This is a genomic window from Rhodococcus sp. SBT000017, assembly GCF_003688915.1.
In the GTDB taxonomy this organism is placed as follows: Bacteria; Actinomycetota; Actinomycetes; order Mycobacteriales; family Mycobacteriaceae; genus Rhodococcoides.
Window position 1 is genome coordinate 3,350,713 of the sequence record NZ_REFU01000001.1, and the last position, 16,922, is coordinate 3,367,634.

Below are 16,922 nucleotides of genomic sequence, written 5' to 3' on the forward strand. Positions count from 1 at the left end.
CTCTACGGTAGAAATTAGAGAGCCGAATAATCATCTACCGATTCGCTCGATCAGTTTCATTGCATCGAAGGGTGCGTATCCTTTGATGTCGTTGTCGAAGTACACGTGGACGTCGCGGCCCGTGGCCGACCAGTCGGAGATCTTCGCGGCCCATCGATCGAGCGCCTCATCCGTGTAGCCGCTGGCATACAGCTCCTCGTCGCCGTGCAGGCGGGCGTACATGAAATCGGCTGTCGGAGTGTCGACGTACGGGTACTTGCCTGCGGTGTCGGCGACAACGAACGCAATATCGTTCTCTCGCAACAGGTGCACGGCCTCGTCGGTGGCGAAGCTCTGATGCCGGGCCTCCACACAGTGCCGCAGGACCCGAGACGACCCAGCCGGCAACAACACTCGATCCTCGGCCAACTTGCCGTCGCGAGACTGGGCCAAAGTGACTGCATCAGAGACCGTCCGAGGCAACATGGCAAAGAAGTCCGACATCTTCTGCGCGTCGAACTCGAGGTTAGGGGGCAACTGCCACAGGAACGGTCCGAGCTTGTCGCCCAGCGTCAACACTCCGGTGGCGAAGAAGTTCGCGAGTGCCGCCTCGACGCCGACGAGCCGCTTGATGTGGGTGACGTAGCGACCACCTTTGATGGAGAACGCGAAGTCGTCCGGCGTCTCGTTGTACCACTTGGTGAAGCTCGACGGCTTCTGCATCGCATAGAACGTGCCGTTGATCTCGATCGAAGTCAGATGTTCCGATGCGTACCCGAGCTCCTTACGATGCGCCAGGCCCGCCGTATAGAAATCTCCTCGCCACGGCGCGTACGTCCAACCGGAGATGCCGATCAGGACTCGGGGTCGATGCGACGCGGGCATGAGCAGACTGTAGACGGGCGGTACCTTCGTATCCGTGCGATCCACCCCACGGCACGTCGATGCGTTGACGTATGTGTTCACGGCCGTATTCGCTTACGGCACGGTCGTTCATCTGGTGCAGCTCGTCGGCGGTGGATCAGATCCATATCCGGGGGTACCGGTAGCCATCGCGTGGTTCTTCGTCGCGCTCGTCGTCCTCGATCCGCTCGCGGCAGTTCTCATTGCTCGACGCAGACGTATCGGATTGGTGTTCGGCGCAGCGATCTTGCTTCTCGATGCGGCGGCCAACGCCGTCGTGAACTACCCGCCCCACGATCCGACGGACGGAATAACGGCAGGTCGCGTCGGACAGGCCGTGGTCACTGCCTTGGCGGTGCTGTTGGTCTGCACAACTCCGCGACTGTGGCGCTGGTATCGGTGAGCCCGGTGTCGACTACGAAGCCGTGCCCGACGGCTGACCGAGATATTGCAGTACTGCCATCACTCGCCGATGGTTGGTATCCGACGGGGGTAGCCTCAACTTGCCGAAGATATTTCCCACGTGCTTCTCGATTGCTCTTTCCGAAACATGCAGGGATGCAGCAAGAGCCGCGTTGGTCAGTCCCTGCGCCATGAGGTCCAACACTTCGCGTTCGCGCGCGGTCAGCGCATCCAATGTGCTCCGCTTTGCGCTGGACCCCACCCATTGAGCCACCACTTCCGGATCCAGCGCTGTCCCGCCGGCTGCGACCCGAACCAATGCGTCGACGAATTCACCGACGTCGGCGACGCGGTCCTTCAGCAGATAGCCGACCCCGGACGTACTGCCGGACAACAACTCTGCAGCGTATCGGGTTTCGACCCACTGGGAGAAGACCAGTACGCCCACGTCCGGATGGCGGCGTCGCAGATGTACTGCCGCAACGAGTCCTTCGTCGGTGAAGCTCGGCGGCATTCGCACGTCGATGATCGCGACGTCGGGCGCATACTCGTCGACTGCGGCCACCAGCGCCTCGGCATCACCCACCATCGCCGGCACCTCGTATCCGCGATCGATCAGCAGCTGCACCAACCCGTCTCGTAGGATCACACTGTCCTCGGCAATGACCACCTTCATGATCCGATTCCTCCAGACGTCACGGGCAGATGCACTTTCACGGCGGTGGGGCCACCTACCGGACTGTCCACATGCAGTGCTCCGTCGACGGATTCGACTCGAGCCTGCAAACCCTTCAGGCCGGTGCCGGCTCCGAGAACCGCACCACCGATTCCGTTGTCACGCAGGCTGATCACGACACTCGCTATGTCCGCGTGCGCATCGACCCACACCTGCGAAGCATGGGAGTGCTTGGCTGCGTTGGTCAACAGTTCGGCCACCGTGAAGTATGCGATGGTCTCGATGCTCGGAGCCGGACGGTGTGGCAACAGTACCGTCAGCTCGACCGGGATCGGGCTGCGCGAACACAGTGTCTGCAGGGCCGCTTCGAGTCCGAGATCGAGTGCGGGCGGGTGTATTCCGCGTACCACCTCTCGAAGCTCGACGAGCGCTTCCTTTGCGGTGCCGTGGGCAGCCGACACCAGTTCCGACGCGTCTTCGCCGCGTGCCAACTTCTCCTCCGCTCTCCCCAGCGCCATGGCCATGGTGACAAGTCGAGCCTGTGTGCCGTCGTGTAGATCTCTCTCGACCCGTCGAAGAGTCGCAGTCGAATTGTCGACCACCTCCGCGCGGGACGTCTCCAGGTCCGAGACTCGCCGATCCTCGTCGGAGGCAGCGAGCAGCAATCCGGTCAGCGTGCGCTCCACCGCTGCCATCGCTCGAATCGGCCATGGCGCAATGAACAGCCCACAGATTCCCAGCACGGCCACGGCCAACATCTGGGGCAGCGTGTCGAAATAGGTCTGATCGATCTGGATCAGGGATTGGCGGGCCACCCCGTCCGCGTCGTAGCTGACCGGCTTCACGACGGCCCACACCACAGGCGACACGACCAGAAAAGCCGAGATCACCGCGAACATGAGCACCACGAACACGTTGACCACCGACAGCAACGACTGGATGACGAGAAACAGCACCGCACGCCAGCCGACCCGATCGGTCAACCCGGCGGCGATGGACCCGGAGATTCCGCGAGCACGGAAGGGGGGAGGAGCAGCCACCGGAGTCGAGAGCATCGTCTCCGACAGCGCCCGGTAGGCCACACCCCAACTCCGCGCACCGACGATGACGGCGGCGATCAAGGGAATGCCGATCAGGACTATCACCAGGCTCAGCCCGAATACCGCGCCCAGGAACAGGTACGTCGCTCCGAGGAATCCCAGCATCGAACCGACGAGCAGATAGCCGCCCTCTCGCCACGTTCGCCTCGCGAACGGTGCCCGCAGAATCGCAGCAGCCACTCTGTCCTCCGTGTGTTCGATTCGTTCGTTGTTGGTCATTCCCGAAGTCTGTCGGCCGAAAGTCCCCGAATCGATGGTGGCAACCCGTGGATTCGTCGGTGTAGCTGGCACCACCATCGCCACCGGACCATAATCGGTTCCTATGCGGTCGGGTGGACGAGCGGTGGTACTGACGCTGGTCGCTGCCGGTGTGTGGCTCTTCGCGACGCCGCAACTCGATCCCGGAACCGCAGACTTCGTCGCCGCGCCGGCACCCCTCGCACCGGCAGCTCCCGTCGTCGAACCGCCACCGTTGACGCCCGAGGAGCTCGCGGCTCGCGTCGATCCCACCGTCGTCACCCTCTCGGCGTCCGCAGGATTCTCCGGGGTCGCCGGCACCGGCTTCGTCGTCGCCCCCGACGGAATCGTGCTCACCAACTTCCACGTCGTCGAGAACGCCACCGAGATCAGCGCAGTGCACATGGGCAACGGACTGATCTACGACGCCACCGTGTTGGGTTACGACAAGTCCCGTGACGTGGCAGTCGTGCAGTTGATCACCGCGGCCGACCTGCCGGTGGTCGAGCTTGCTCCGGACCCACTTCCCGAGGTGGGTGATGCGGTGACCGCCGTCGGGAATGCCTCGGGTGCGGGGGTATTGGTGCCTGCCCCGGGGGCGGTGACCGCCCTCGATCAGCAGGTGCGTACTCGCAGTTCGGTGGACGGCTCAGGAAATACGTTGGAGCGAATGATTCGCGTCGACGCCGATGTGCGATCGGGGGATTCGGGCGGGCCTCTCTTCGACGCCTGGGGCCGTGTGGTGGGAGTGAACACCGCGGGATTGTCCGACGAGGCGCGCAACGGAACCGAGTTCTCACCCCCACAGGCGCCCGAGGCGTACGCCGTCCCCATCTCAGAGGCGGTCGCGGTGCTCGATCAGGTGGTCGCCGGCCAGTCCGGTGGCACCGTACACGTGGGCCCCACACCGAATTTCGGGGTCTCGGTGCGTGATGTGTCGGTCTTCGAGAACAAGCCGGCGATCGGGGCGGCCGTGGCATCGGTGACGTTCGATTCCCCGGCGGAGGTCCTGGGATTGTCGGCGGGGGACGTGATCGTGACGTTCGACGGCAGGGAGATCGAATCCTCATCGGACCTATCGGAGGCGCTGCTCGGACGTCGCCCGGGTGATTCCGCCGTCGTCGATTGGGTCGATGACACAGGCGTAACCAGCTCCGGCACAATCACTCTCGCCCCGGGAATGCCGACTGCATGAAGGTCAGTCCTGCAGCACCGACAACACATTGCCCGCCGGGTCGGTGAACCAGGCGATCAGCGGGCCGCCGTGTCGAAAGATTCCCTTCTCGTCGGTTCCCATGGCAGGAGTGGAGCCTGCGGAACGACGCTGTATGTCCGGATATTGCTCGAACACAACACCTTTGGCGATCAAGGAGTCGACTGCGCTCTCGATATCGGCAACCGGGAAGTTCAGGATGGTGTACTGCGCGGGCACATGTTCCGGACGCGGATAGATCAGCACGATCGCCCCGGACCCCAGGTGCAGCTCGAGCATGCCCATCTCGTTCTCGGTCACCGTCAGACCGAGTGTCTCGGCGTAGAACGTGCGCGCCGTCTGCAGGTCGTCGACGCCGAATCCTGAGAACGGCTGCCTGGTCAGCTCCATGATTGTCATGGTCGAATTATTGCGCTCTCGCAGGTGCCGCGGGCCGATATCTTCAGTAGCGTGGCTCCTGTGACTATTCGCCTCGGTTATCAGATGCCCAACTTCAGCTACGACGGTTCGGTCGCAGAACTCTTCCCGCAGGTCATCGCACAGGCCCGCGAGGCCGAAGCGGCAGGGTTCGATACGGCGTTCGTGATGGATCACTTCTACCAACTCCCCGGAATCGGCAAGCCCGACGAGCCGATGCTCGAGGCCTACTCCGCGCTGTCCGCCCTCGCGACGGCCACCGACACCATCCAGCTCTCCGCGCTGGTCACCGGCAACACCTACCGCAATCCGGCGATTCTGGCCAAGACCGTCACCACGCTGGACGTCGTCAGCGGCGGGCGCGCGATCCTCGGTATCGGTGCCGGCTGGTACGAGCTCGAGCACCAGAGCTTCGGACTCGAATTCGGCACCTTCACCGACCGTTTCGAGCGACTCGACGAGGCACTGCAGATCATCGAACCGATGCTGCGCGGACAGCGCCCCACATTCGACGGGCTCTGGTATCAGGTGGAGAACGCGATGAACGAACCTCGCATCCGCGACGATCTGCCGATCATGCTCGGCGGCGGTGGCGAGAAGAAGACGTTCGGCCTTGCCGCTCAGTTCGCCGATCATCTCAACATCATCTGCGACGCAAACGAACTGCCGCGCAAAGTCGCTGCGGTCCAAGCCCGATGCGAGGAGGTCGACCGCGACCCGAAGGATCTGGAAACGAGTTTCCTCGCGTTCGTCATCGTCGACGAGGACGGTGACAAGGCCAAGGAGCTGCAGCGCGAGTTCGTACTCAAGCAGGGCCTCGATCTGACGAACCTGTCGGAGGAGGATGCGGCGAAGGCCACCGATCGGCACTTCTGCGGAACCCCCGACGACGTCGCCGAGCAGGTGCAGAAGCGCGTGCTCGATCAGGGTATCGACGGCATCATCATCAACCTGATCACCAACGGCCATCAGCCGGGAGCCGTCGAACTGGCGGGTAGAGCCCTGAAGCAGCTCGTCTAGATTTTCTCTCCAGCAGTAGCCGCGGGGGCGCGTGCAGTGGCATAGTTCCCCCGTGGCTCAGCTGAGGATGAACGGGCACCGTGTCTTGGTCGCCGACCTGACCGGCGACTCCCTGCGCGCAATGTCGGGCTCGATGGTGGCCTACGAGGGCGATGTCGCCTTCAAGAGCGCCGGCATGGGTGGTGGCGGAGGCTTCCGCGCCGCACTCAAACAGAAGGTGACCGGCGAGTCGCTGTCGCTGATGGACGTGTCCGGCAAGGGCACCGTCCACTTCGCCGTCGACGCCCAGGACATCACTCTCGTCGAGGTCCAGGGCGACAACCTCCACGTCGAGTCCTCCCAATTACTGGCTCTCACAGGGCAATTGAAGACGGATATCAAATTCTCCGGCTTGCGCGGCGCAAGTTCGGGCCAGGGACTGTTCACCACCGTCGTCAGCGGATCCGGCACCGTGGCATTGCTGTCCAAGGGTGGGCCGATCATCGCCCTCGCCGTCGATCCGCAGTACCCACTGGTCGTCGATCCCGACGCCTTCGTCGCCCATCGCGGCCAACTGAATCAGAGCTTCGTCACCGACGTCACGTGGCGTTCCGCCATCGGCGGCGGCAGCGGCGAGGCCTTCTCTCTCCGCTTCGACGGCCAGGGCGTCGTCTACATCCAACCCGAGGAGCGCTGACGTGCCGCTCGAACTGGTCAACAGCAAAGTCGTGAAATCCGTTCTGGCACCGAATCAGAACGTGCTCGCGCGTCGTGGATCGATGCTCTACTACACCGGCGACGTCCGGTTCGTTCCGCATTCGATGGGCGGCTCGGCCGGTGCCATGCCGGGCATGGGCGGCATGGCCGGGATGGCAGGCCGAATGATGGCAGGCGAGCACACGGCGATGATGGCCGCCGAGGGGCAGGGCGAGGTCTTCTACGGTCACGCCGGGCTGTACATCGAGGTGATCGAACTCGACGGATCGTCGATGCTCACCGTCGAAGCCGATCGACTCCTGGTGCACGACGGCTACCTCCAGAGCTCAATCGTGGCCCTGACCTCGCAGGGCGGCGTCCGAGGAGCGGTGCGCGGTGCGATGACCGGGCAGGGTCTGTTCACGACACAACTGACCGGCCAGGGCAGCGTCGCGGTTCTCTCGCACGGCGGGGCGACTCCGCTGCAGGTCGGGCCTGATCACCCCCAGGTCGTGGTGGATCCGCAGGCGTACGTCTGCCACATCGGCAACATCAACGTCGACATCTCCGCGAACGTCGGGTGGCGCGACGCCGTCGGCAAGGGCAGCGGCGAGGCAATCCAGTTGAAGATGACCGGCATGGGCACCGTATGGGTGCAGGCGTCCGAGCAGAAGTTCTAGGAGGGACACCCTATGGGTCTGGACATTCACACCCCGTACACCCTGCCGGTCAACGACAACGTCCCCGGCAACGACTACGCGTTCTGCGTCGAGCTCGCAGGCCAGCCGTGGTTCACGTCGAAGGGCGCGATGATCGCGTACTACGGCAATGTTCGTTTCGAACCGCTCGGGCAGACGTCCATGCCCGCCATCGTCGCCGCGCGGTTCTCCTCTCCGCTGTACTCGAACGACTGGGTGCTCGCGCAGGGCCAGGGCAAGCTGATCCTCGGCGATCGCGGGTTCAACATCAACAGCTACGACCTCGACGACGGCAACCTCACCATCCGGGCCGCGAATCTCCTTGCGTTCGAGCCGACTCTGGATCTCAAGCAGTCCATCGTCCCGGGATTCCTGACTCTGCTCGGCACCGGCAAGTTCCTGGCCTCGTCCAACGGCCCCGTCATGTTCGCCGAGCCGCCGCTGCGCATCGACCCGGAAGCCCTTGTCGGATGGGCAGATTGCCCGTCGCCCTCGCATCACTTCGATGCCGACTGGATGCAGAACTTCCTCGGTGCAGCCCGCGGATTCCTCGGTGCCAACAGCGGCGAGGAGCGTCAGTTCGACTTCACCGGTACAGGCACAGTGCTGATCCAGTCCAGCGAGAAGGTTCTCGACGATACGCATCTGTTGCGCTACGTCGAATCGCAGACGGTCTCGCTCGGCCAGAATTCGTTGCGAGCGCTGCACAACACCATCGGTGCACGACTACAGCAGTAGCCCGGCTCGCAGCACCTCGACGGTATCCACGGCGCACGTTCGGAGAAGACGCGCATACTGGAGTATCACCTGAGGAGGTACCGCCATGGCCAACCAAGGACCCTTCGGATTCGGATCCGACGACTTCGACAAGTTCGCACGTGAGGCGACCGAGGGACTGCGCGAGGTGGTCGGCTCACTGTTCGCCTCGGGCACCGGGGCGCCCAAAGCTCCGCCGGAGCCCGAAACCACAGGTCAGAAGGGTGACGGAGTCTGGGCGATCTACAGCGTCGATGACGCCGGATCACCGCAGATCGACCAGCTCTACGCCACCGAACTCGATGCCCTCCGTGCACACAAGGACAACACCGACCCGCGTCGACGCGTCCGGTTCCTGCCGTACGGCGTGAGCGTCAGCGTCCTCGAAGACTGAATCGGGTGCACGCCGCACCGATCGGCACTATGTGCCGTCGGTGAGAGTGGTCAGTAGCGCGCCGAGCTCCGGTACCGATGACGCGATCCAGCGCGCACCGAGGTTCTCTGCCGGAAGCCCGTATCCCCATTCGACGAACACTGTGGGGATCCCCCACTGGGCCGCCCCGTCGACATCGTGAATCCGGTCCCCGACCATCGCCACGCCGGGTGTGCCGCCTGCGGCCTGCGCGATCGGCGTAGTCGAAGTCTCGGTGAGTGCACGGGCGATGACATCGGACTTCGACTGCCGCGAACCGTCGGATCCGGCAATGAAATCGAAGTATTTCGACAGACCGAAATGCTCGAGTACGCGGTGCGCAGTCAGCTCGGTCTTCGATGTCGCTACGGCCATGATCACGCCGGCGTCCTTCAGACAGGACAAGACTGCGTCCATTCCATCGAAGACCGAATTCTCGGCCCAGCCGCGTTCGCCGTACCTCTGCCGGTAGGAATCGACGGCTCGCGCAGCACGAGTCTCGTTCAGGCCGAGAGATAGGAACGACTCCAGCAGTGGGGGTCCAATGACTGTGCTCAGCATGTCGGCGGTCGGTTCAGGCTCTCCGATATGCGCCAATGCGTGCCGAAAGCCTGCCCGGATCCCCGGTGCCGAGTCGGTAAGAGTCCCATCGAGGTCGAACAGGACGGTCTCGGCTCGGAACGAATCAGGTGGGTCAACAGGTGTCACGGCGACATCGAATTTCTGATGACTGCAGAGACTGCGGGGTATCGAGTTCTGCTGCGTGGTCGGGTACATCCATCGCTCCCTAGGTGGACGTTGCGAATGCTGGTTCTTCCCGCGTGGGCGACTTCATCGTCGGGTAATCGGTGTAGCCTTCGTCGCCGCCGCCGTACAACGTGGCTTCATCGAGCTCGTTGTACGGCCCGCCCGCCCGGATACGATCGACCAGATCGGGGTTGGCCAGGAACAGCGCACCCAAGCACACCGCGTCTGCTGCCTGTTCGTCGAGCACGGTGCCTGCGATCTCGGGCGTCACGGGACCCGAGTCGGTGTGTTCGTGGGGATTCAGCACGAGCGCGCCCGTCCATTGCTCCCGGACGGCAGCGGTGATGGATCGGTTGCCGGATTCCATGACGTGCAGGTACGCCAGGGCTGGTAACCGATCGACGAAGTGGCGGTAGAGCGCGGCAGTATCGGACTCGGTGATGTCGTTGTACGGGTTGGCCGGCGAAATGCGGACACCGACGCGGTCGGCACCGAGTGCGCGAGCCACGGCGCTGATCACCTCTGCCGGGAATCGCACCCGACCCTCGATCGATCCACCGTACGAGTCGTCACGGACATTGGTGTTGTCCGAAAGGAACTGGTGGAGAAGGAATCCGTTGCCCGCATGGATCTCGACACCGTCGAACCCTGCGTCGATCGCACCCGTCGAGGCCGCGACGAAGTCGGCGACGGTCTCCGCGATGTCGTCCTCGGACAACGCGGTTGGGGTGAGGTAATCCACCGGACCGGTGGGTGAGAAGCACGTGCCTGCAGCGGCGATCGCCGATGGGGCGACCGACGTGTGCGCGGACGGGTACAAGCTCGGATGTCCGATACGACCGGAGTGCATCAACTGGGCGACGATTCGCCCACCGGCGGCATGGACGGCGTCGGTGACCTGTCGCCAGGATCGAACCTGCTCCGCCGAATGCAGACCTGGGGTCGAGGCGAATCCCTGACCGATCACGCTCGGCTGGATCCCTTCGGAGACGATCAGTCCCGCACTCGCCCGCTGCGCGTAATACGTTGCCATGGAGGGGGTTGCACAGCCGTCGACGGTTGCTCGGTTCCGTGTCATCGGGGCCATGACGAGTCGGTTGCTCAGCGTCAGGGCACCGAGTTCTGTCGGATCGAAGATGGTGGTCATGCTGCTCCAGTCTCTCGCGTCGGGTGTGTCGTCTGTGCTGTGGTGCGTGCGTGGGCGGCGGCGAGTATGCCGCCGACTTCGGCGGTGCTGATCAGAACCGCCTTGTTTGCTTCGGAGGTTCTGCCGCCGGTCATCTCGTCGACGGCTCGCATCAGATACTTGGTGATCGCGTTTCCGCGGATGCCGTCCCGCTCGGCGGATCGCAGCGCCGTACCGATCGCGGCTTCCGCGAGTTCACGGTCCACCGCGTCCTCGGCTCGGGGCGGTGTGGTGATCAGGACTCCGCCTGATCCTCCTGCATCCCAGTGGTTTTCGACGATCCGAGCAATCATGTCCTCGTCGTCCACACGGTGTGGACTGCGGATGCCGCTCGATTCGCAGTAGAAGGCAGGAAAGTCGTCCGAGCGGTACGACACGATCGGCACACAGTGCGTCTCGAGGAACTCCATCGTCAGCGGCAGATCGAGTATCGCTTTCGCTCCGGCGCACACCACCGCGACCTTGGACCTGGTGAACTGGATCAGGTCCGACGAGACGTCCATCGACTTCTCCGCACCTCGGTGCACACCGCCGATCCCCGCCGACGTGAAGAAGCGGATGCCCGCGAGTTCTGCAGCGACCAAGGACGATGCGACCGTCGTTGCACCGGTGATGCCTCGTGCCAGTGCGACCGGTAGATCTCGGCTGCTCACCTTGGGGATGCCCGGCGTGGACGCGTACCGCTCGATGTCGGATTCGGTCATTCCGATCGAGAGTCGGCCTTCGTCGATTCCGATGGTCGCCGGGATCGCACCGCCTGTGCGCACCGCGTTCTCGACCTCGTACGCGGTCTGTGCATTGTCCGGGTACGGCAATCCATGGGTGATGACGTTGGACTCGAGTGCGACGACGGGTAAGCCGCTGTGCAAAGCCTCTGCGACCTCCTCGGTCATCCGCAAGGGAGTTTTCGACATTCTCATGCGTGCTCCTGCGATGTCTCGAGTCGAGAACGAACTTCCGGCTCGGGTACCTCGTCGAGCGCACGATCGGACGGACCGGCGATGCCTCTGATCGCAGCTGCGAGTTCTCCGACGCCAGCCGACCGCAGCACCGAGTAATGGTCGCCCTTCAGCTCGACGATCCGGGGTGTCGACGTGGAGTATCCCGATTGATTTTCGACGAAGGAATAGTCGTCACCGTTTGCTTTGAAGATCGTCACCGGCGCGGTGAGTGTCCGACCGGCCATCTCCCGAAATGTGTACTCGAACTCGTACGTCTGTTCCACGACGCGCACGATGTTGGTGATCAGCACCTCCCCGAGCGCCGGAAGCAGACCGTGTACGTATCTGACGAAGCTGCTCTCGTCGGCGACTCCGGCGGCCATACACCCGTCCAGTTCGGGACCGGCGATCTTCCCGGTGAAGACCGACAGCAGGATGGTCAGATATCCGTGATCGTCGTAGCTCGCGCTCCGAGTGGTTCCTGCGCCCTCCACCACCGGGTTGCCCGGGCAGATCAGAAACAGCTCTTCGACGTCGTGGCCCGCCTGTTCGAGCTGCCAGGCGGTCTCGAAGGCGACCCGCGCTCCGAACGAGTATCCCCACAACCGATACGGTCCGTGGGGTTGGACTCGGACGATCTCGGCGACGTCGGCCGCGGCCATCTCGCCGATCGTGCGGTAGGCCGTCTCGCCCGGGTTGATGCCGTGAGCTGCGATCCCGTAGAACGGACGCGTCGGGCTCGCCTCGGCCCCGAGCAGTCGAAGATTCATCGGGTAGCCGCCGAGGCCGGGCCAGCAGAAGACCGGCGCGGACGTTCCCACGTTGTGCAGCAACGACAATCGCGATTCGGGACCGCCAGCGTCACCCTGGATTCTCGCGGCCAGGTCCCTCAACTTCGGACGCTCCAGAATCACCTGAATCGGAAGCTTCACCCCGTATTCCGCATTGATTCTGTTGACGAGCGCAACGGCAATGAGGGAATTGCCACCGGCAGTGAAGAACTCGTCCTCGACGGACACCGAGTCATAGTGCAGGGCCGCGCCCCACACCTCGGCCAACCAACGCTCGGTGTCTGTCGCCGGTGCGACGTAGGGCGCGGACGAATCGGCAGCGAGCACCTCCTCGGATCGGCTCAGCACTGTGCAATCGACCTTTCCGTTTGCGGTCAACGGCAGCGCGTCCATGACGAGAATGCGATTCGGGATCATGTAGTCGGGAAGGAAGTTCGCGAGCTCGTCCTTGATGATCTCGGCGGGGCCCCGCATGTGCACGGCATCCTCGTTCATTCCCTCACTCGCCAGCTGTTCGGCACCGATCGGTCCGCCGACGCAGTAATACGAGGCTCCCGTCGGAAGCCCACACGAGGTGAGGATGTCGTCGATGCGCCTGGCGGCAGGTAGCGGATTCCCTGTCTTGGAGCTGTAACCGGAGGACATCAAGCCGATCCCGACGTCGATTCCTCGACGCTGAAGACGGTGAAGAGCCAGACCGAGTTCGATGTAGTCCATCCAGTATTCGTCGACACGAGAGACCAGCGCGATCGAGAAGCTCGCACGGTCGTAGACCTGCTGATTGATCGCGATCACGTGCCGGGATTGCACCACCGAATCCGAGACGATCTCGAAGTCTGCGACGCCGTCGAATCGATAGAAGCACGATGCCATCCCGACGACATCTCCGTGTGCCTGGACGTATACGTCGACATCCAGGGTCCGCGGCACATCCTGTGCGGCAACGATGTCGAAGCTGCCCAGGTACTCGTCGCCGACGGGCAGTTCGAGTCGCTGCGACACCGTCGGATCCCACGACCCCGGTTCGACCGTCGAGCCGTAGCGAGCCAGCGCCGTCTCGAACACACCGATCAGATGCCCTGCCTCGAACTCGAGTACCTCGAGTACATTGTTGCGGTAGACCGGTTCGATGGCGCTTCGGCGCCCGACGATGTGAATGCGGCTGGAGCCTACGGTCGTGTTCGAGTGCATCGACACGAAGGCGTGATCGACCGGGTGGTAGTAGTACACACCAGGTTCGAGGGTGTCGTTGCCCGGCGTCTCGAGATAGATCTGATCGGCGTACAGGGCTCCAGGGGATGCATACGCGTACTTGGGAAGCAGGCGCTCGTCGCTACGGAACTGCCCGAACCACCGCATGATCTCTCCGAGTTCGTCCCCGGTGAGATCGTCGAACGGACGCGGCGTCGCCGAGGACCGGTGCGTCCGCGGCGTCGCCAGCAAGTCGAACAATCGGTCGCGCGACATCCGCCCATCACCGTCGAAGAAGCGATAGGTTTTGCGCGCGAACACCTCCGATCGCTGCAGCGCCGTCTCTGCTCGGCCGGGCAGTTCGATCACGGCCCGGTCTGCAAGCTCCTCGGGCCGCCGAACTCCCGGATCGGCGAGCTGCGCCTTGAGCTGCACCTTGCTCGACTTCGACTGATGATGGCTGCCATGGTTGCCCTGGTCCATCAGGGCGGCTTCCTTCGGATTGAGTTCGACGCACGCGACGAGTGTGCGGCTCCCGGTTCGGCTGTCGTCGGTCACGATCGCCGCAGCCCGACGCACCCAGGTGTGTTCCTCGATCGACAGAGCGATCTCCTCGAGCTCCACCCGGTAGCCTCTGAGCTTGATCTGATTGTCGACCCGCCCCGAGAACTGAATCGAACCGTCGGGGTTCCAGTATGCGAGATCACCTGTCCTGTATAGCTTTTCCGTGGGAACGAACGGCGACACGATGAACCGGTCACGCGTCTGGTCCTGGCGTCCGAGGTATCCCCTGGCGAGCTGCACTCCCCCGATATAGAGCTCACCGACCTCACCGATGTCGGCCGGAGCCAGGTTCTCGTCGAGAATGAAGCACTGCGTGTTGTCGACGGGCACCCCGATGGGAACCGATCCTGCTCCGTCGCGGATCGTGTCCGGGTCTACCAGGAACGCAGTGGCGTTGATGGTGCACTCCGTCGGTCCGTACAGGTTGACGAGCGACGACCACGGCAGCTCGTCGGAGAACGCTCTGGCGAGCGACAGCGAGAGTGCCTCGCCCCCGGAGAACACCCGCGACAGGCTGACGCAGCTTCGGAAACGGTCCGAATCGAGCAGCGCAAGCAAGAGTGTCGGCACACACTGGAACGTCGTCACGCCGTGCGCGTTGATGGCATCGACAAGAGCCTCGGTGTCGCGGTAGATACCCGGCGACCCCATCACGACTCGACTGCCTACGGCCGGTGCCAGGATCTCCCACTGGGCGGCATCGAAACTCATCGGTGTCTTCTGCAGTACGACTGCACCGTCGCCGAGGTGGCCGCACGATGCCATCCAGTTGATCTGCGACACGATGCTGCGGTGCTCGATCATCACTCCCTTCGGCCTACCGGTGCTACCCGAGGTGTAGATGACGTAGGCCAGATCGCCCGGGTTCGGACGAGCCGACGGTGCAGACGGTGTTCGCGGCGTGATGGTTTCCAGCGATACGACGCGTGTGCCCGCGGGAACCATGTCGGTGAGGTGCGCCACGAGGTGCTCCTGAGTGACGATGACCGTGGTGGCACTGTCCTCGATCATGTATCGCAGTCGATCGTCCGGGTACTCCGGCGACAACGGCAGGTATGCGGCGCCGGCGAACAGAATGCCCCAGGCACCGACCATCGTCTGTGCGGACGGTTCGACGTAGAGCCCGACGCAGTCGTCTGCGCCGACGCTCATGTCACGCAGGTGCGCTGCGACTTGTTCGGCGCGCTCGTGCAGGGCGGAGAAGGTCAGGTCGCCGTCGGAAGCGACGACGGCGACCTGATCCGGCCGGCTCTCGGATTGGCGTCGCAGCAGGTCCGGCAGGCTGGCGACGAGATGGGCGGCTTGAATGCGTGCATCGAACTGTCTTGTATCCAACGGGATTCCCCTGTGAGTCGGAACGGCAGTAGGTGTCGAACGCAGAGCTGACGAGAATCAAACGGGTTGAGTCGGTTTCACGGTGGAACGGGCCGCGGCGCGGCGAGTTCGGATCGGTTGCGCGATGATCACTGCTGCAACGACGGTCGCAGCACCGACCAATTGCAGTGGTGAGAGTGACTGGCCCAGAACGAGATACCCCAGCACAGTCGCGGCGAGTGGGCTGGCGAACGACAGGAACGACACCGCAAGCGCGGGAAGTTTGCCGATACCGCGGAACCACACCGCGTAGGCGAGAAGCGCACCGATCACACTGAGGTAGAGGAACCCGGATACGTTCTCTGTCGTAATGGAGTCAGGAAGACCTTCTCCGAACAACATGAACGGCAACAGAACTGAGCCTCCCACCGTCAGCTGCCACCCGGTGAACGTCGGCACCCCGACGCCCTCGGGTCTGCCCCATCTCTTGGTCAGCACCAGACCGGAGGCCATGCTGGCGGCACCCGCCAGTCCTGCGAGTACTCCGATCAGATCCAGGCCGGCGTTCGGCTGGAGGACCAGAAGTCCCACGCCCACTGCACCCATGACACAGGCAACGATGTGAATGCTCTTGATCCTCGCCCCCAGCAGTCCCACACCGAGAACGAGCACGATCATCGGCTGAACACTCATGACGAGTGCCGCGACACCGCCGGGCAGGTGATACGCCGCAACGAACAGGAAGTAGAAGAACGCGCCGATATTGAGCACACCGAGCACGATCGCGCGCCACCACCAGATACCCTGGGGTAGAGCACGTCCCAATGCAACAAGGATCAGACCGGCGGGAAGTGCACGCACGACCGATGCAAGAAGAGGACGGTCGGGCGGAAGGAGTTCGGTCGTCACGAGGTACGTGCTTCCCCAGACCGCGGGCGCGAGCACGGTCAGCAACGAATCGCGCACCGTGCTTCCGGATTTCATCGCACCGGTCCGGCGTGCACGGTTCCGAAGAACCTGTCCCCGAAATCCCCGATGCCGGGGATCATGAACGCCTCGTCATTGAGGCGCTCCTCGATCGACGACGTGACGATCTGCACCTGCGGCCTCGCACGGCAGACTGCCTCCAGCCCCTGGGGTGATGCGAGGAAGTTGACGAAGACGATTCTGTCCTCGCGCACGCCTGCCTCGACGAGAACGTCGATCGCGGCGAGTGCAGACCCGCCGGTCGCCAACATCGGCTCCAGCAGAAGAACGTGGCGGGACGCGATGTCATCGGGGAGATGCGAGTAATAAAGTCGTGGCAGCTTCGTGTTCTTGTCCCGCTGCACGAGAATCTTTCCGATACTCACTCCTGGATACAGCTCCCGAAACGCCGATTCCATGCTCTCACCCGCCCGGATCACCGGGACCGCACAGACCCTCGACGCGAACCGAAGACCACGGTAGGTTTCGCCGACGGGAGTGGTCACCTCGTGATAATCGAACGGTAGAAGATCGACAGCCGCCTCGAGCAGAAGCCGGTTGATTCTGCCCGCGTAGTTCACGAAGGCTTCCTGCGTTGCGTGCCGATCTCGGATGATCGTATGCATAGCGCGCAACTGCTTGGTCTGGACGAGAAGGTGGATGCCTGGACGATCACGGGTGGTTGTCGTCAACGCGGTCGAGTTCCCGCGCAGTTCTGTCGAAGTCATGGCCCG

17 protein-coding genes are annotated in these 16,922 nt (G+C 63.4%); 7 read left to right on the forward strand and 10 right to left on the reverse strand.

The window, feature by feature from the left end; all coding sequences use genetic code 11:
- Positions 1-30: 30 nt before the first annotated feature.
- Positions 31-864: a DUF72 domain-containing protein gene (locus tag AYK61_RS15595; RefSeq protein WP_121872784.1), complete on the reverse strand. Its 834-nt coding sequence runs from the start codon at positions 862-864 to the stop codon at positions 31-33.
- A 34-nt stretch (positions 865-898) separates the two neighbouring features.
- Here AYK61_RS15595 and AYK61_RS15600 point away from each other — a divergent pair, with 34 nt between their 5' ends.
- On the forward strand, positions 899-1,285 hold the full coding sequence (locus tag AYK61_RS15600) for a hypothetical protein (protein ID WP_121871460.1): 387 nt from the start codon (positions 899-901) through the stop codon (positions 1,283-1,285).
- A 12-nt stretch (positions 1,286-1,297) separates the two neighbouring features.
- Here the strand turns inward: AYK61_RS15600 and AYK61_RS15605 are convergent, their stop codons facing one another.
- Positions 1,298-1,960 (reverse strand): response regulator transcription factor, encoded by a 663-nt coding sequence (locus tag AYK61_RS15605; RefSeq protein WP_121871461.1) that lies wholly within the window; start codon positions 1,958-1,960, stop codon positions 1,298-1,300.
- Positions 1,957-3,279 carry a sensor domain-containing protein gene (locus AYK61_RS15610; protein ID WP_259468081.1) on the reverse strand — a complete coding sequence of 441 codons (1,323 nt, stop codon included), beginning with the start codon at positions 3,277-3,279 and terminating at the stop codon, positions 1,957-1,959. Before AYK61_RS15610 ends, AYK61_RS15605 begins: the two co-directional genes overlap by 4 nt.
- Before the next feature lie 103 nt (positions 3,280-3,382).
- Between AYK61_RS15610 and AYK61_RS15615 the strand changes: the two genes are divergently transcribed.
- Positions 3,383-4,492: a S1C family serine protease gene (locus AYK61_RS15615; RefSeq protein ID WP_121871463.1), complete on the forward strand. Its 1,110-nt coding sequence runs from the start codon at positions 3,383-3,385 to the stop codon at positions 4,490-4,492.
- Between the two features lie 3 nt (positions 4,493-4,495).
- Here the strand turns inward: AYK61_RS15615 and AYK61_RS15620 are convergent, their stop codons facing one another.
- Positions 4,496-4,909, reverse strand: coding sequence for a VOC family protein (locus AYK61_RS15620; protein WP_121871464.1), 414 nt, complete (start codon positions 4,907-4,909; stop codon positions 4,496-4,498).
- Between the two features lie 60 nt (positions 4,910-4,969).
- Here AYK61_RS15620 and AYK61_RS15625 point away from each other — a divergent pair, with 60 nt between their 5' ends.
- From AYK61_RS15625 to AYK61_RS15645, 5 genes are all read left to right on the forward strand, one after another.
- Positions 4,970-5,947, forward strand: a complete 978-nt coding sequence (locus tag AYK61_RS15625) for an LLM class F420-dependent oxidoreductase (protein ID WP_183130301.1) — start codon at positions 4,970-4,972, stop codon at positions 5,945-5,947.
- 67 nt (positions 5,948-6,014) lie between these two features.
- Positions 6,015-6,623: an AIM24 family protein gene (locus tag AYK61_RS15630; protein ID WP_121871465.1), complete on the forward strand. Its 609-nt coding sequence runs from the start codon at positions 6,015-6,017 to the stop codon at positions 6,621-6,623.
- 1 nt (position 6,624) lies between these two features.
- Complete coding sequence (locus AYK61_RS15635) at positions 6,625-7,302, forward strand: AIM24 family protein (RefSeq protein ID WP_121871466.1); 678 nt, start codon at positions 6,625-6,627, stop codon at positions 7,300-7,302.
- A 12-nt stretch (positions 7,303-7,314) separates the two neighbouring features.
- Positions 7,315-8,058 (forward strand): AIM24 family protein, encoded by a 744-nt coding sequence (locus AYK61_RS15640; RefSeq protein WP_121871467.1) that lies wholly within the window; start codon positions 7,315-7,317, stop codon positions 8,056-8,058.
- Positions 8,059-8,143: 85 nt separating this feature from the next.
- On the forward strand, positions 8,144-8,470 hold the full coding sequence (locus AYK61_RS15645; protein ID WP_032396836.1) for a hypothetical protein: 327 nt from the start codon (positions 8,144-8,146) through the stop codon (positions 8,468-8,470).
- Positions 8,471-8,497: 27 nt separating this feature from the next.
- On the opposite strand, the gene AYK61_RS15650 is transcribed toward AYK61_RS15645, so the two are convergent.
- From AYK61_RS15650 to upp, 6 genes are all read right to left on the reverse strand, one after another.
- Positions 8,498-9,196: an HAD hydrolase-like protein gene (locus AYK61_RS15650; protein ID WP_259468082.1), complete on the reverse strand. Its 699-nt coding sequence runs from the start codon at positions 9,194-9,196 to the stop codon at positions 8,498-8,500.
- A 79-nt stretch (positions 9,197-9,275) separates the two neighbouring features.
- Positions 9,276-10,382 carry an alkene reductase gene (locus AYK61_RS15655; RefSeq protein WP_121871469.1) on the reverse strand — a complete coding sequence of 369 codons (1,107 nt, stop codon included), beginning with the start codon at positions 10,380-10,382 and terminating at the stop codon, positions 9,276-9,278.
- Positions 10,379-11,341 carry a pseudouridine-5'-phosphate glycosidase gene (locus AYK61_RS15660; RefSeq protein WP_121871470.1) on the reverse strand — a complete coding sequence of 321 codons (963 nt, stop codon included), beginning with the start codon at positions 11,339-11,341 and terminating at the stop codon, positions 10,379-10,381. Before AYK61_RS15660 ends, AYK61_RS15655 begins: the two co-directional genes overlap by 4 nt.
- Positions 11,338-15,243 (reverse strand): amino acid adenylation domain-containing protein, encoded by a 3,906-nt coding sequence (locus tag AYK61_RS15665; RefSeq protein WP_121871471.1) that lies wholly within the window; start codon positions 15,241-15,243, stop codon positions 11,338-11,340. The genes AYK61_RS15660 and AYK61_RS15665 overlap by 4 nt, the downstream gene beginning before the upstream one ends.
- Positions 15,244-15,300: 57 nt before the next feature.
- Complete coding sequence (locus AYK61_RS15670; RefSeq protein ID WP_121871472.1) at positions 15,301-16,206, reverse strand: EamA family transporter; 906 nt, start codon at positions 16,204-16,206, stop codon at positions 15,301-15,303.
- Entirely contained in the window at positions 16,203-16,916 is a 714-nt protein-coding gene (gene upp / locus AYK61_RS15675; RefSeq protein WP_237668929.1) for a uracil phosphoribosyltransferase, read from the reverse strand. The genes AYK61_RS15670 and upp overlap by 4 nt, the downstream gene beginning before the upstream one ends.
- Between the last annotated feature and the right edge of the window lie 6 nt (positions 16,917-16,922).